The organism is Streptomyces sp. NBC_00154, assembly GCF_026342835.1.
In the GTDB taxonomy this organism is placed as follows: Bacteria; Actinomycetota; Actinomycetes; order Streptomycetales; family Streptomycetaceae; genus Streptomyces.
In genome coordinates this window covers 3920872-3934061 of record NZ_JAPEMI010000001.1, presented here as the reverse complement: position 1 = coordinate 3934061, position 13190 = coordinate 3920872, and the positions used below count along the sequence as shown (strand labels likewise).

The following is a 13190-nucleotide window of genomic DNA, read 5'->3' as shown; positions in this document are numbered from 1 at the left end:
CGATGTACGAACTCTTCGCGAACCTCGGCACCTGGCTGACCGACGCCGAACAGTGGCAGGGCCCGGACGGCATCGCACACCGCCTTGCCGAGCACCTCCAGTACTCGCTCCTCGCCACCTTGATCGCGACGGTGATCGCGCTCCCGATCGGCCTGCTCATCGGCCACACGGGGCGCGGCGCGTTCCTCGCCATCAACCTCTCGTCGTTCGGCCGGGCGCTCCCCACGGTCGGCCTGGTGGTGCTGGTCTTCCTGGCCAGCGGCCTGTCGATGACCCCGGTGTACGTGGCGCTGGTCGCCCTCGCCGTCCCGTCGATCGTCACCAACACCTACGCCGGGATGACCGCTGTCGACCCGGAGGTGAAGGACGCCGCCCGCGGCCAGGGCATGCGTGGCCACCAGATCCTGTGGCAGGTGGAACTCCCCCTCGCCCTCCCTCTGATCATGACGGGCCTGCGCCTCGCCCTGATCCAGGTCGTCGCCACCGCCACGGTCGCCGCGTACGTCAGCTTCGGCGGCCTCGGCCGGTACGTCTTCGACGGCCTGGCCCAGCGCGACCTCGTCCAGGTACTGGGCGGCGCGGTCCTGGTGGCGGTCGTGGCCGTCGCCCTGGACCTGGCCCTGTCCGGACTGCAGCGCATCCTCTTCCGCCACCGCACCGCCTGAGGAGACCACTCATGACCCACCAGCCCCACAGCACCACCCGCCGCTCCCTGCTGGGCGGCCTCCTCGCCGCGGCCGCCGTACCCGCACTCGCGGCCTGCAGCAGCGGCATCACCTCGCTCGACGGCCAGGGCGGAGGCAGCAGCAGCGGCGCCGGCTCCAGCGCCGGCGGCATCACCATCGGCACGGCCAACTTCACCGAGAACCAGGTGCTCGGCTACCTGTACGCCGAAGCCCTGCAGGCCGCCGGAGTCAAGACAAAGGTCCGCGCCAACCTGGGTACCCGCGAGATCCTCATCCCCGCCCTCGAGGGCGGGGACATCGATCTCCTCCCCGAGTACCAGGGCGCCCTCCTGCACTACCTCGACCCGAAGGCGAAGGCGACCGAGGAGGGCGAGATGCAGAACGCCCTGGCCATCGCCCTCCCCAAGGGCCTCCAGATTCTGCCGTACGGCATGGCCGAGGACTCGGACGCCTTCGTGGTCACCCCGAGGACCGCCAGGAAATACGGCCTGTCCTCCCTCGCCGACCTGGCGAAGCAGAACGGAAAGCTCGTCATCGGCGCGGCCCCCGAGGTGAAGAAGCGGACGGTCGGGGCGGTCGGCCTGAAGGACGTGTACGGAGTCGAGTTCAAGGAGTTCAAGTCGCTCGACTCCTCCGGACCGCTGGTCAAGGGGGCCCTGAAGAAGGGCGACGTCGACGTCGCCAACCTCTTCACCACCGACACGGACATCGCCGCCGAGGGCTGGGTGGTCCTCACCGACCCCAAGAACCTGATCCCCGGCCAGCACGTGGTCCCCCTGATCGCGGACCGCGCGGCGGACTCCACGGTCCGCAAGGCACTGGCCCGTCTGGGCGCCACGCTCACGACGAAGGACCTCACGGAGCTGAACCGCCTGGTGGACAAGGACAAGAAGGACCCGGAGGACGTGGCGCACGACTGGGCCGCGGCGCACGGCCTGATACAGAAGTAAGCGAAAAGGAGCACCCCCATGGCCGACTCTCTCGTGGAGCGCCGCTCGATCGACGTCGTACCGGACGACGAACGGCACGGCAAAGCGTTCTCCCAGTTCACCCTCTGGCTCGGCGCGAACCTCCAGATCACCGCAGTGGTCAGCGGCGCGCTCGCGGTCATCTTCGGCGGCGGCGCCTTCTGGTCCCTGATCGGCCTGCTGGCGGGCAATGTGCTCGGCGGAGCGGTGATGTCGCTGCACTCGGCGCAGGGCCCCCGGCTGGGCCTGCCCCAGATGATCTCCAGCCGGGCACAGTTCGGGGTGCGGGGCGCGGTCGTGCCGCTGCTCCTCGTCGTCGTGATGTACGTCGGCTTCTTCGCCAGCGGCAGCGTGCTGGCCGGCCAGGCGGTCGGCGAGCTCACCCACCTCGGGCAGACCCCCGGCATCCTCGTCTTCGCCGTGGTCACCGCGCTGATGGCGGCGATCGGCTACCGGGTCGTGCACGTCCTCGGCCGGGTCGCCAGCGTGGTCTGTGCACTGGCCTTCGTCTATCTCGGTATCCGGCTGCTGGACCGGATCGATCTCGGCGCCGCCCTTGCCGACCGCGCCTTCGACCTGCCGATGTTCCTGCTCGCGGTGTCGATCGCGGCGTCCTGGCAACTGGCGTTCGGGCCCTACGTCGCGGACTACTCGCGCTACCTGCCGCGCCACACGAGCGCCCGCGCCACCTTCTGGTGGACGCTGGCCGGCACGACGCTCGGCTCCCAGTGGTCCATGGCCTTCGGCGTGCTGGTCGCGGCGTCCGCGGGCGAGGCGTTCCTCGACGACCAGGTCAGCTACGTGGTCTCGCTGGGCGGCACCGGACTGATCGCCTCACTGCTCTACTTCGTGATCGCGCTCGGCAAGCTGACCATCAACGTGCTGAACACCTACGGCGGGTTCATGTCGATGGTGACCGGCATCAGCGGCTTCCGCGGGCAGCGGGCGCTCTCGCAGCGCGGCCGCTCGGCGTACATCGCCGTCATCATGATCGCGGGCACGGCGGTCGCCCTGCTGGGCAAGGACACCTTCCTCACCTCGTTCAAGGACTTCCTGCTGTTCCTGCTGACCTTCTTCACCCCGTGGTCGGCGATCAACCTCGTCGACTACTACCTGATTTCGCGCGAGCGGTACGACATCCCGGCCCTGTCCGACCCCAACGGCCGCTACGGCGCCTGGCGCTGGGACGCACTGTCGGTGTACGCGGTGGGCATCGTCGCCCAGCTCCCCTTCCTGGCGACGACCTTCTACACCGGCCCGCTGGTGGAGCCGCTGGGCGGCGCGGACATCTCCTGGGTGATCGGCCTGCTCGTACCGGCCCTGCTGTACTGGCTGCTCGCCCGGCGCGACACAGCACACATCCCGACGGCCACGATCACCTCGCCGGACCGGGTTCCGGCCGGCTGAACCCGGTCCCCACCGGGTCGCGGCCATCCACGACCCGGTGGGCCCCGGCGCGGTCGCCCACGGCGTCAGGAGCGAGGACGTCACCATCGGCGAGCGGACCATCGCCACCGAGGGCCTTCCCCGGTACGCCCCGACCCCCGACAGGGGGGGGGCTAGCCCCACTGCGCCGGACTCCTTCGCTCCGTACCGTTGGGCCATGGAAGCCCGTGACTCCGAGCTCGAGAAAGAGCTCAATGCCACCCTGCAGGCCCGCAGCGAGCTGGGGCCCGAGTACGAGTCAGCGCTCATCGACTCGTTCCTGGAGAAGGTCGACCGGCGTCTCGACGAGACGCTCGACCGTCGCGTCCGGCGTCATCTCGCCGAGCAGCAGATCACGATCGCCCGAGGGGCCCGGGCGCCCCAGGAGCCGCTGGCGAACTTCGGTGAACGGTTCGGGTTCGGGATCGTCTCGCTGGTCCTGGCCATCCCGCTGTCCGCGATCGGGGTCGCGAACGCCGGTATCGAGGGGCTCGTCGTGGCCTGGCTCGGGATCGTCGGGGTGAATGTCGCCCAGGTGGTCCGCAGTCGGCCGCTGTTCCGGCGCTCGGAGGAACGCGCGAAGTCCGACTGGGAGGACTGAGCGGCCGCCGGTCACGCCTGGCGTGTGGGGAGCACGATCAGCTGGCGCAGGTTGACGTGGCGCGGGCGACTGGTGGTGTAGGCGACCAGGTCGGCGATGTCGTCCCCGGACAGGGAGCCCAGCGCGTCGAACATGCCGTCCAGCTGGCCGGACAGCTCCGCGTTGTCGATGTGGCTCCCCAGCTCCGTGTCGGTGAGGCCCGGCTCGATGTTCGTGACGCGGACGTCGCGCGGGCCGAGCTCCGTGCGCAGGGATGCCGACAGGTAGCTGAGTGCCGCCTTCGTCGCCCCGTACACGGCGTAGTTGGGGAACGCGATGTGCGCGCCGATCGACGAGATGTTCACCAGGTCGGCGGTGCGGCCCTCGGCGGCGGCCGCCACCAGGTCGGGGGTGAAGGCACGGATGATCCGCAGCGCGCCCGCCACATTGGTGTCGAGCATCCGCTGCCACTCGTCCGTGCGGCCCTCGTCCACCGGGTTCGGCAGCATCACTCCGGCCGCGTTGACCACCAGGTCGACCTCGCCGTAGGCGTTGTGGACACGCTCGGCGGCCGCGTCGACGGATGTCTGGTCGGTGACGTCCGCCGCCACGACGAGGGCTTCGCCGCCCTCCGCGGTGACCTTGGCGGCCACTTCTTCCAACCGGTCCGCCCGCCGGGCCAGCAACGCCACCCTGGCTCCCCGGGCGGCGAGCAGGAGGGCGATGGCGGCGCCCATACCGCTGGCGGCTCCGGTGACGACAGCGGTGCGGCCGGCGAGGGTCTCGTACGACATGGCGTGCTCCTTGCGCTCCGTGGTGTCCGCCGGGCTTCCCCCCGGTGGCAGGCTCCACTCTTCGCCGCCCGGCACCCGTTACCCAGGGATGCGTCTTTCCTGGGTCCGGCAGTACCAGGCTCCGCTCCGGCCCGTCTCCTAGGATCGAACGCATGGATGGGGATCTCGGAGACTTTCTCCGCTCGCGACGCGCACGGATTCAGCCCGAGGACGTAGGCCTGCAGGCATACGGCCGACGCCGGGTCCCGGGGCTGCGCCGCGAGGAGGTCGCACAGCTCGCGGGGGTGAGCGTCGACTACTACATCCGGCTGGAACAGGGGCGCGGACCGAGCGTCTCGGACGCGGTGCTCGACGCGGTCGCCCGGGTTCTGCGGCTGGACGAGACGGAGCTGGCGTATCTGCACACCGTGGCCCGGCCGAGCACGAAGGCACGCGGCGAGCGGCCGGCTGCCGCGCAGCGGGTACGGCCCGGCCTGCGGCTGTTGCTGGACACCATCGACCGGGCCCCCGCGTTCATCCTGGGCCGCCGCATGGACGTGCTGGCCTGGAACACCCTGGGCGACGCCGTCGTCGGTTTCTCCCGGATGCCCGCCGCCGCGCGCAACATGCCGCGCCAGGTGTTCCTGGAACCGGCGGCGCGCGAGCTGTACCCGGAGTGGGCGGCAGTGGCGGCGGAGACGGTCTCGCATCTGCGGCTGGATGCCGGGCTGCACCCGACGGACAGACAGCTCGCCACGCTGGTCGGCGAGCTGTCGTTGCGGAGTGAGGACTTCCGGCGGCTGTGGGCGGACCATCAGGTCAAGGCGAAGACGTACGGGGTCAAGCGCATCCAGCATCCCGTGGCAGGCGAACTGACGCTTCCGTACGAGACGCTGGCGCTGCCCGGTGACCCCGACCAGTCACTGGTCGTCTATACGCCGGAGCCGGACACCGCGACTGCTGAGCGGATCGCGCTCCTGGCGAGCTGGGCGGCCGCGCCCGCCGGATGAGCGGCCCTCGGCCGCTGATGGACGCGCCTGGAGGTATGTCGCAGGGACCGCCGCACCCCCGGTTTCCCAGGGGGCGGGACGACGGCGGTCCCCGCGAGGGACGCGGGTCCGGGTCAGGGCCGGCTGATCGCGTCCTGGCGACAGTGGAGGTCCGGGAGCCGCTCCGTAGTCCGTGTCGCCGTCTCGGGTGTCGGCGGGTTTCCCTGCCGACACCCACTAATCTGCCGGAGCCGTGTTAAGCCGGTGCTGCGGGTACGTGTCGTGCTCGTACCGTTTTCACGAAGCCCCGATTCCCGTTCTACTGCTTCGGACCGGCGTCCTTCGCCAGGAACGACAGCAGGTCCTGCCTGCTCACGACACCCTTCGGCTTGCCCTCCACCAGGACGATCGCCGCGTCCGCGGCGTCCGCACCGCTGAGCACCGACATCAGGTCCTCGACCGGTTCGCCCGAGCCGACCTGCGGCAGCGGCGGCGACATGTGCTTCTCCAGCGGGTCGGTGAGCGAGGCGCGCTGCGCGAACAGCGCGTTCAGCAGCTCCCGCTCCACCACCGAACCGATGACCTCTGCGGCCATCACGTCCGGGTGCCCGGCGCCCGGCTTCACGATCGGCATCTGTGAGACTCCGTACTCGCGCAGGACGTCGATCGCCTCGCCGACGGTCTCCTCCGGGTGCATGTGGACGAGCGTCGGGATCGCGCCTTCCTTGTGGGCGAGTACGTCCCCGACACGCGCCGACGGGCCGGTGTCCTCCAGGAAGCCGTAGTCGGCCATCCACTCGTCGTTGAAGATCTTGCTCAGGTAGCCGCGGCCGCTGTCCGGCAGGAGTACGACGACCACGTCGTCCGGGCCGAGGCGCTGCGCGACCTCCAGGGCCGCCACGACCGCCATGCCGCAGGAACCGCCGACGAGCAGGCCCTCCTCCTTGGCGAGCCGGCGGGTCATCTGGAAGGAGTCCTTGTCGGACACCGCGACGATCTCGTCCGTGACCGTGCTGTCGTACGCGCTCGGCCAGAAGTCCTCGCCGACGCCCTCGACCAGATAGGGGCGTCCGGAGCCGCCGGAGTAGACCGAGCCCTCCGGGTCCGCGCCGACGATCTTGACCGAGCCGCCGCTGACCTCCTTCAGATAGCGGCCGGTGCCGGTGATCGTGCCACCGGTGCCCACGCCCGCCACGAAGTGGGTGATCTTCCCGTCCGTCTGCTCCCACAGTTCGGGACCGGTGGTCTCGTAGTGCGAGCGCGGGTTGTTCGGGTTCGAGTACTGGTCGGGCTTCCAGGCGCCCGGCGTCTCACGGACCAGCCGGTCGGACACGTTGTAGTACGAGTCCGGGTGCTCGGGGTCGACGGCCGTCGGGCAGACGACGACCTCGGCACCGTACGCGCGCAGCACATTGATCTTGTCCGTGGACACCTTGTCCGGGCAGACGAAGATGCACTTGTAGCCCTTCTGCTGCGCGACGATCGCCAGGCCGACGCCCGTGTTGCCGCTCGTCGGCTCGACAATCGTGCCGCCGGGCTGCAGCGCGCCGCTCTCCTCGGCCGCCTCGATCATGCGGAGGGCGATGCGGTCCTTGACCGAACCGCCGGGGTTGAAGTACTCGACCTTGGCCAGCACCGTCGCCTCGATGCCGGCCGTCACACTGCGCAGCCTCACCAGCGGGGTATTGCCAACGAGACTGATCATCGAATCGTGAAATTGCACCGTGTTACTCCGGGGTCTCCGAGATGGTGCGGCCAGCGTATGCGTACGGGGATGAGATTGGGCGAAGCGATTGGGCGACGGTCGTTACGGGGCAGTTAGCTCTATGTACGGCGGTACGGCGACGAGGAGGTGGACCGGACTGTGTCAAGAGCAAGGGTGGCACGGCGGATCGCGGCAGGGGCCGCCTACGGCGGCGGCAGTATCGGACTGCTCGGTGCGGCGGCGGTGGGCGTGGTGCTGGCGGAGGTCCAGCTGGCGAAGCGGCAGGTGGGTGGCGGTGTCGCGCCCGTCCCGCCGAGTGCCGACGGGCGGTACGGGGTGGCCTTCACCGGTCCGGCGGAGCCTTTGCTGCTCGGCCTGCTCGGCGACTCCACCGCGGCCGGTCAGGGCGTGCGCAGGGCCGGCCAGACCCCCGGGGCGCTGCTCGCCTCGGGTCTCGCGGCGGTCTCCGAGCGTCCGGTGGATCTGCGGAATGTCGCGCAGCCGGGGGCCCGGTCGGACGATCTGGAGCGGCAGGTGTCGGTGCTGCTGGCCGACACGTCCCGTACGCCCGACGTCTGCGTGATCATGATCGGGGCGAACGATGTGACGCACCGGATGCCCGCCACCCATTCGGTGCGGTGCCTGACCACCGCCGTGCGCAGGCTGCGCACGACTGGCGCGGAGGTCGTTGTCGGCACGTGCCCCGATCTCGGCACGATCGAGCCGGTCTACCAGCCGTTGCGCTGGCTGGCCCGGCGGGCGAGCCGCCAACTGGCCGCCGCCCAGACGATCGGTTCGGTGGAGCAGGGCGGGCGCACGGTGTCGCTGGGCGACCTGCTGGGGCCGGAGTTCGAGGCGAACCCGCGCGAACTGTTCGGCCCGGACAACTACCACCCGTCGGCCGAGGGGTACGCGACGGCGGCGATGGCGCTGCTGCCGACCCTGTGCGCGGTGCTGGGGCTGTGGCCGGAGTCCGACCGCCTCGACGGCTCGCGCCGCGAGGACATGCTGCCGGTGGCCAAGGCGGCGTCCCAGGCGGCCCGGGAGGCCGGTACGGAGGTCACGGGGGCGCGGGCGCCCTGGGCCCTGCTCAAGCACCGCAGGCGGCGGCGTCTGCCGACGGCCACGGAGCCGCAGCCTCAGCCTCAGCCGGAGCCCCTGGCGCGGTCCCATCCGTATCCGGACGGACAGCACCCGGACGGACAGCATCCGGACGGGCAGCACCCCGCCGGCAAAAACCCCGACGTGCACCCGGGCGGGGACGCGGGCGCTGATCCCGCGCCCCGGCACGCCTGAACATCCGCATGCACTCGACCCCGTCCACCGACCCCGTCCACTCGACTGAGCGGTCGCTTAGAAAAGAGGTCCGCATCACATGGCCTGCCGGGTGACCTCAGCGATACGGCCGGGTAACTTCCAAGGCAGTCCTGCCCGTCAGGTCTGCCGGTCAGTCCTGCCGGACAGCCGGCCTTCCAGCCCTCATGGAGCCGCGTGATGCCTGAAGCCGTGATCGTCTCTGCTGCCCGTTCCCCCATCGGCCGGGCCTTCAAGGGTTCGCTGAAGGACCTGCGGGCGGACGACCTGACCGCCACGATCATCCAGACCGCGCTGGCCAAGGTCCCCGAGCTGGACCCGAAGCACATCGACGACCTGATGCTCGGCTGCGGCCTCCCCGGCGGCGAGCAGGGCAACAATCTGGGCCGCATCATCGCCGTGCAGATGGGGATGGACCACCTTCCCGGCTGTACGGTCACCCGTTACTGCTCGTCCTCCCTGCAGACGAGCCGCATGGCGCTGCACGCCATCAAGGCCGGCGAGGGCGACGTCTTCATCTCGGCCGGTGTCGAGATGGTGTCCCGCTTCGTGAAGGGCAACTCCGACAGCCTGCCGGACACGCACAACCCGCTCTTCGCCGAGGCCGAGGCCCGCACCGCCGCGCGCGCCGCGGAGACCGGTGCGAGCTGGCACGACCCGCGCGAGGACGGTCTCGTCCCGGACGCGTACATCGCGATGGGGCAGACCGCTGAGAACCTGGCCCGGCTCAAGGGCGTCACCCGTCAGGACATGGACGAGTTCGGCGTACGGTCGCAGAACCTCGCCGAGGAAGCCATCAAGAACGGCTTCTGGGCGCGTGAGATCACCCCGGTCACGACCCCCGACGGCACGGTCGTCTCCCAGGACGACGGCCCGCGCGCGGGCGTCACGCTGGAGGGCGTGCAGGGCCTGAAGCCGGTCTTCCGCCCCGACGGCCTGGTCACCGCCGCCAACTGCTGCCCGCTCAACGACGGCGCCGCCGCGCTCGTGATCATGTCCGACACGAAGGCGCGCGAGCTGGGTCTGACCCCGCTGGCCCGGATCGTCTCGACCGGCGTCTCCGGCCTCTCCCCCGAGATCATGGGGTACGGACCGGTGGAGGCCAGCAAGCAGGCGCTGAAGCGCGCCGGGCTCACCATCGACGACATCGACCTGGCCGAGATCAACGAGGCGTTCGCCGCCCAGGTGATCCCCTCCTACCGCGACCTCGGCCTGCCGCTGGAGAAGGTCAACGTCAACGGTGGCGCGATCGCCGTCGGCCACCCCTTCGGCATGACCGGCGCCCGGATCACCGGCACGCTGATCAACAGCCTGCAGTTCCACGACAAGCAGTTCGGCCTGGAGACCATGTGCGTGGGCGGCGGCCAGGGCATGGCGATGGTCATCGAGCGGCTGAGCTGAGCTGCAGCGGAGGGTAGGGGGCGCCTGAGGTACGAAGGCGGCGCCTGCCCGCAGCGGAAGCGAAGCGAACGCGACCACAGGCCCGAGCGGCTGAGCTGAGCTGCAGCGGAGGGTAGGGGGCGCCTGAGGTACGAAGGCGGCGCCTGCCCGCAGCGGAAGCGAAGCGAACGCGACCACAGGCCCGAGCGGCCGAGCTGAGCTGATCACTCCCGGAACCGCCGGGCAGGCCTCTCCCGGCGGCTCACCCACCCACGACGTGGCCGGTTCCGAGCCCCGACCGTGACCGAATCTCCCCCAGGATGTGACCTATCTCCTGGGGGAGAGGTGTTTTTGCAGGTCACACCCGCATCAGGGGTAAACACGCGACCCAAAGACCTGTCCAATTCGTGACGTAATGCACTGACAACGGGCGCAGGTGCAGGCCAAGCTGATGTAGGAAGTCGTGGGATCAATTGAAACCGGGAGTATGTCAGTGAGCATCATGCCTCTTGCCCTGTTGCTGACCACCGCCGCTGCGACGGCTGTGGGCGCTGCTGCGCTGCACGCTGCTCACGGGCTGCGCAAGCAGGTCACGGCCCTGCGCATCGAGCTGGCCGCGGGCCACGCCCGTACCGCCTCGGTGCCGCCGCAGAGCCGCGCCACGGCTACCCCCGCCGCCGAGATACGCGCTGCTGTGGCCGAAGCACTCGCCGAGGAGCGTGAGCGCGAGCTCGCCGAGGCCCGTGCCTTCTGGGCCTCCCAGGAGGCACGCGACGCCGCCGACGCCCCGTCCCTGCTGGGCGGTCTCTCCGGGATCGGCGAGGACGCGCCGTTCTTCCTGCCGCGCCAGGCCGACTTCGCGGGCCTGGAGGCCATGGACCTCGACGCCACCGAGGCGCTCGAAGAGCTGACGGAGCTGGCCGAGCTGGCGGAGATAACCGAGCTGCCCGAGACGGTGGAGTTCGCCGAGGACTCCCCCGAGCTGGCCGCGGCCCGTCGCCGTCACCCCTCGCACCCCGACTTCGTGCCGGTGCAGACCCCGGTCGTCACCGACCACGAGCGCACCGTGAGCCGGCTGGAGGAGCTCGCCGACCGCCGTACCGAGCTCGCCGATGTCCGGCCCGGCCCGCTCGGCACCCTCGATGTCTATGTCTTCGCCGACGGAACCACGCTCTGCATGACCCCCGGCCACCGCGAGACGGCCGAGCAGCTCGGCCGAGCGCTGCTGGCCGGTGAGCACCCGGTGCTGCTGGGCGGCTCCGGTGTCTCCGGCGCGTACGCACTGACGTTCTCCTGCGGCAAGGAGAACGTCTACATTCTCGCCGACCGGGTCATCGCCTCGTTCTGAGCCACCGGAAGCACTCCCGGAACCCTGGAGCCCCCGGGAACCTTCCGGGAAGCCCGGGTTCCCCGCAGCGGCTCCCGCCCGGCCGCTGCCCGAAGGCCGCTACGCGAATGCCCGGGCGGTCGCTTCCTCCACGAATCGCACGGCCTCGTCCAGCTCCACGGAGGGGGCCGTTTCCAGTGCCGCCGCCAAGTCCCGCCCCACGACCGCAAGTTGGTCGCCGATTGCGAACATCCCGACGTCCGGCAGGATGCGCGGCTCACGGTCCGGCGCCTCGATGCGCTGGGCCCGTACGGCCAATTCCCTGGCCGTGGCCAGCCCTTCGGCGGCGGCTCCGCGCTGCAGCCTGCTCTGCGGGGCGGCACGCAGCCGGTCGGCAAATCGGTCCACGGCGGTGATCAGCGGGGTCGTATCGAGCACTCAGTGAGCCTACGCGCCGGTCCGTGATGGTTGCCAACGGGCCGACGCTCAGGCACGGTGTCGGGAAGGACCAGCAACGCGCAATGCGTCGGAGGCGCCGATGAACCATGTCTTCTCCGAAGAGACCCATCGCAATCTGCTCTCCCGAATCCCCCGCTGCACCGGTCGTGAAGTCTCCGACTGGCTCCGCACCGTCGACGAAGGCCCCGCCCTCCGGTTCGACGAGAAGGTCAGCTGGCTGCGGAGCGAACACGACCTCGCCTATGGACACGCGAAGGCACTCATCCACGAGTACGACCTGAGACGGGCGGCGCGGAAGCTGCTTTAGGCGTACGAGATCCGGACAAGCGGAACGGCCCGCAGGCGGTGTGCCTGCGGGCCGTTCCGTCGTGCGGGGCTGTGCGGTCAGTCGTCGCCGCTGAGGATGGAGAACAGACGCAGCATCTCCAGGTAGATCCACACCAGGGTCATGGTGAGACCGAAGGCCGCCAGCCAGGACTCCTCGCGCGGCGCGCCGTACGCGATGCCGTCCTCGACCTGCTTGAAGTCCAGGGCCAGGAAGCACGCACCGAGGATGATCCCGATGACGCCGAAGAGGATGCCGAGACCGCCGCTGCGGAAGCCCAGGCCGTCACCCCCGCCGAAGGCGGCGAACAGCAGGTTGACCACCATCAGGAGCATGAAGCCCATGGCGGCGGCCATCACGAAGCCGTAGAACCGGCGGGTGACGCGGATCCAGCGCATCTTGTACGCGAAAAGCACACCGGCGAAGACACACATGGTGCCCAGCACCGCCTGCATCACCACGCCGGGACCGATGTACGTGGAGACCGCGCTGGAGATCACCCCGAGGAAGACACCCTCGAAGGCCGCGTAGGAGACGATCAGCGCCGGGACCGGCTTGCGCTTGAACGACTGGATGAGCGACAGGACGAATGCCACCAGGGCAGCGCCGATCGCGATGCCGTAGGACTTGCCGAGGTTGGCCTCGTCGACCGGCAGCAGGGCCCAGGCGAGGGCCGCGCCGAGCACCACGGTGCCCAGCGTGATCGCGGTACGCGTGACGACGTCGTCGATCGTCATCGCACCGGTGCGCGCGGGCGCCTGCGGGGCGCCGTACCGGGTGTCCTGCTGGGCGTAGGGGTTGGTGGCGTACGGGTTCGCGGCGGTGCCCTGCGCGTACGGGTCGGCACCCGTCACGGGGGCCCCGGCCTGCGGCGCCGCGTTGAAGCCCGCGTAGCCGTTGTCGCGGCTGAACCCCCGTCGCGAGAAGACCGGGTTGCTGCTCCTCATTGCTCTCCTCCATGGCCACCCTGCGTGGCCTTCCCACAAGAGTAATGGGTAGGCAAAAGAATCACCCTAGTGCCAGGGGAGGATCTTTATGAAGGTTGATCGCTGAACTAACGCCTGTCCGCACCGGCACGGTCACCGAATGTCGCAGTGGTGCCCGGAGCCGGACTCGAACCGGCACGCCCCCGAGGGGCAGCGAGGTTTAAGCTCGCCGTGTCTGCATTCCACCATCCGGGCCTGGCGCGCGGCTCCGCGTTGGCACATGACCCTATCCGTGGACGTCCCCCGATCAGCGGAACTGTGGCTCGATGTTGT

The 13190-nt window shown here is 70.1% G+C and carries 13 protein-coding genes and 1 tRNA gene; 9 read left to right on the top strand and 5 right to left on the bottom strand.

What is annotated here, in order from left to right; all coding sequences use genetic code 11:
- Positions 1-2: 2 nt before the first annotated feature.
- The 4 genes from OHA03_RS17710 to OHA03_RS17695 all read left to right on the top strand — a co-directional run bounded on the left by OHA03_RS17710 (position 3) and on the right by OHA03_RS17695 (position 3680).
- A complete protein-coding gene (locus tag OHA03_RS17710) occupies positions 3-665 on the top strand; it encodes an ABC transporter permease (protein WP_267004811.1) in 663 nt (220 codons plus the stop codon).
- An 11-nt stretch (positions 666-676) separates the two neighbouring features.
- A complete protein-coding gene (locus OHA03_RS17705; RefSeq protein WP_267004810.1) occupies positions 677-1636 on the top strand; it encodes an ABC transporter substrate-binding protein in 960 nt (319 codons plus the stop codon).
- 18 nt (positions 1637-1654) lie between these two features.
- On the top strand, positions 1655-3061 hold the full coding sequence (locus OHA03_RS17700; protein WP_267004809.1) for a cytosine permease: 1407 nt from the start codon (positions 1655-1657) through the stop codon (positions 3059-3061).
- 196 nt (positions 3062-3257) lie between these two features.
- Positions 3258-3680 (top strand): hypothetical protein, encoded by a 423-nt coding sequence (locus OHA03_RS17695; RefSeq protein ID WP_267004808.1) that lies wholly within the window; start codon positions 3258-3260, stop codon positions 3678-3680.
- A gap of 11 nt (positions 3681-3691) precedes the next feature.
- On the opposite strand, the gene OHA03_RS17690 is transcribed toward OHA03_RS17695, so the two are convergent.
- Positions 3692-4453: an SDR family oxidoreductase gene (locus OHA03_RS17690; RefSeq protein WP_267004807.1), complete on the bottom strand. Its 762-nt coding sequence runs from the start codon at positions 4451-4453 to the stop codon at positions 3692-3694.
- Positions 4454-4605: 152 nt separating this feature from the next.
- Here OHA03_RS17690 and OHA03_RS17685 point away from each other — a divergent pair, with 152 nt between their 5' ends.
- On the top strand, positions 4606-5442 hold the full coding sequence (locus OHA03_RS17685) for a helix-turn-helix transcriptional regulator (protein ID WP_267004806.1): 837 nt from the start codon (positions 4606-4608) through the stop codon (positions 5440-5442).
- A 298-nt stretch (positions 5443-5740) separates the two neighbouring features.
- Here OHA03_RS17685 and OHA03_RS17680 read toward each other — a convergent pair whose 3' ends face one another.
- Positions 5741-7144 carry a cystathionine beta-synthase gene (locus tag OHA03_RS17680; protein WP_267004805.1) on the bottom strand — a complete coding sequence of 468 codons (1404 nt, stop codon included), beginning with the start codon at positions 7142-7144 and terminating at the stop codon, positions 5741-5743.
- Positions 7145-7300: 156 nt separating this feature from the next.
- On the opposite strand from OHA03_RS17680, the gene OHA03_RS17675 reads away from it, so the two are divergent.
- From OHA03_RS17675 to OHA03_RS17665, 3 genes are all read left to right on the top strand, one after another.
- Entirely contained in the window at positions 7301-8422 is a 1122-nt protein-coding gene (locus tag OHA03_RS17675; RefSeq protein ID WP_267008079.1) for an SGNH/GDSL hydrolase family protein, read from the top strand.
- Positions 8423-8620: 198 nt separating this feature from the next.
- On the top strand, positions 8621-9841 hold the full coding sequence (locus OHA03_RS17670; RefSeq protein WP_267004804.1) for an acetyl-CoA C-acetyltransferase: 1221 nt from the start codon (positions 8621-8623) through the stop codon (positions 9839-9841).
- 496 nt (positions 9842-10337) lie between these two features.
- On the top strand, positions 10338-11168 hold the full coding sequence (locus OHA03_RS17665) for a hypothetical protein (protein ID WP_267008078.1): 831 nt from the start codon (positions 10338-10340) through the stop codon (positions 11166-11168).
- Between the two features lie 99 nt (positions 11169-11267).
- Here OHA03_RS17665 and OHA03_RS17660 read toward each other — a convergent pair whose 3' ends face one another.
- Positions 11268-11585 (bottom strand): hypothetical protein, encoded by a 318-nt coding sequence (locus OHA03_RS17660; RefSeq protein ID WP_267004803.1) that lies wholly within the window; start codon positions 11583-11585, stop codon positions 11268-11270.
- A 100-nt stretch (positions 11586-11685) separates the two neighbouring features.
- Here OHA03_RS17660 and OHA03_RS17655 point away from each other — a divergent pair, with 100 nt between their 5' ends.
- Positions 11686-11913 (top strand): DUF4287 domain-containing protein, encoded by a 228-nt coding sequence (locus OHA03_RS17655; RefSeq protein WP_030976961.1) that lies wholly within the window; start codon positions 11686-11688, stop codon positions 11911-11913.
- A 77-nt stretch (positions 11914-11990) separates the two neighbouring features.
- Here OHA03_RS17655 and OHA03_RS17650 read toward each other — a convergent pair whose 3' ends face one another.
- Together OHA03_RS17650 and OHA03_RS17645 are read right to left on the bottom strand one after the other, a co-directional pair.
- Positions 11991-12878 (bottom strand): Bax inhibitor-1/YccA family protein, encoded by an 888-nt coding sequence (locus OHA03_RS17650; protein WP_267004802.1) that lies wholly within the window; start codon positions 12876-12878, stop codon positions 11991-11993.
- Between the two features lie 148 nt (positions 12879-13026).
- Positions 13027-13112, bottom strand: a tRNA-Leu gene (locus tag OHA03_RS17645).
- Between the last annotated feature and the right edge of the window lie 78 nt (positions 13113-13190).

Coding starts and splice junctions, on each gene's coding strand:
- OHA03_RS17705 (WP_267004810.1), top strand. CDS start 677: ATGACCCACCAGCCCCACAGCACCACCCGCCGCTCCCTGCTGGGCGGC.
- OHA03_RS17700 (WP_267004809.1), top strand. CDS start 1,655: ATGGCCGACTCTCTCGTGGAGCGCCGCTCGATCGACGTCGTACCGGAC.
- OHA03_RS17655 (WP_030976961.1), top strand. CDS start 11,686: ATGAACCATGTCTTCTCCGAAGAGACCCATCGCAATCTGCTCTCCCGA.
- OHA03_RS17650 (WP_267004802.1), bottom strand. CDS start 12,878: ATGAGGAGCAGCAACCCGGTCTTCTCGCGACGGGGGTTCAGCCGCGAC.
- OHA03_RS17690 (WP_267004807.1), bottom strand. CDS start 4,453: ATGTCGTACGAGACCCTCGCCGGCCGCACCGCTGTCGTCACCGGAGCC.
- OHA03_RS17685 (WP_267004806.1), top strand. CDS start 4,606: ATGGATGGGGATCTCGGAGACTTTCTCCGCTCGCGACGCGCACGGATT.
- OHA03_RS17670 (WP_267004804.1), top strand. CDS start 8,621: ATGCCTGAAGCCGTGATCGTCTCTGCTGCCCGTTCCCCCATCGGCCGG.
- OHA03_RS17695 (WP_267004808.1), top strand. CDS start 3,258: ATGGAAGCCCGTGACTCCGAGCTCGAGAAAGAGCTCAATGCCACCCTG.
- OHA03_RS17710 (WP_267004811.1), top strand. CDS start 3: ATGTACGAACTCTTCGCGAACCTCGGCACCTGGCTGACCGACGCCGAA.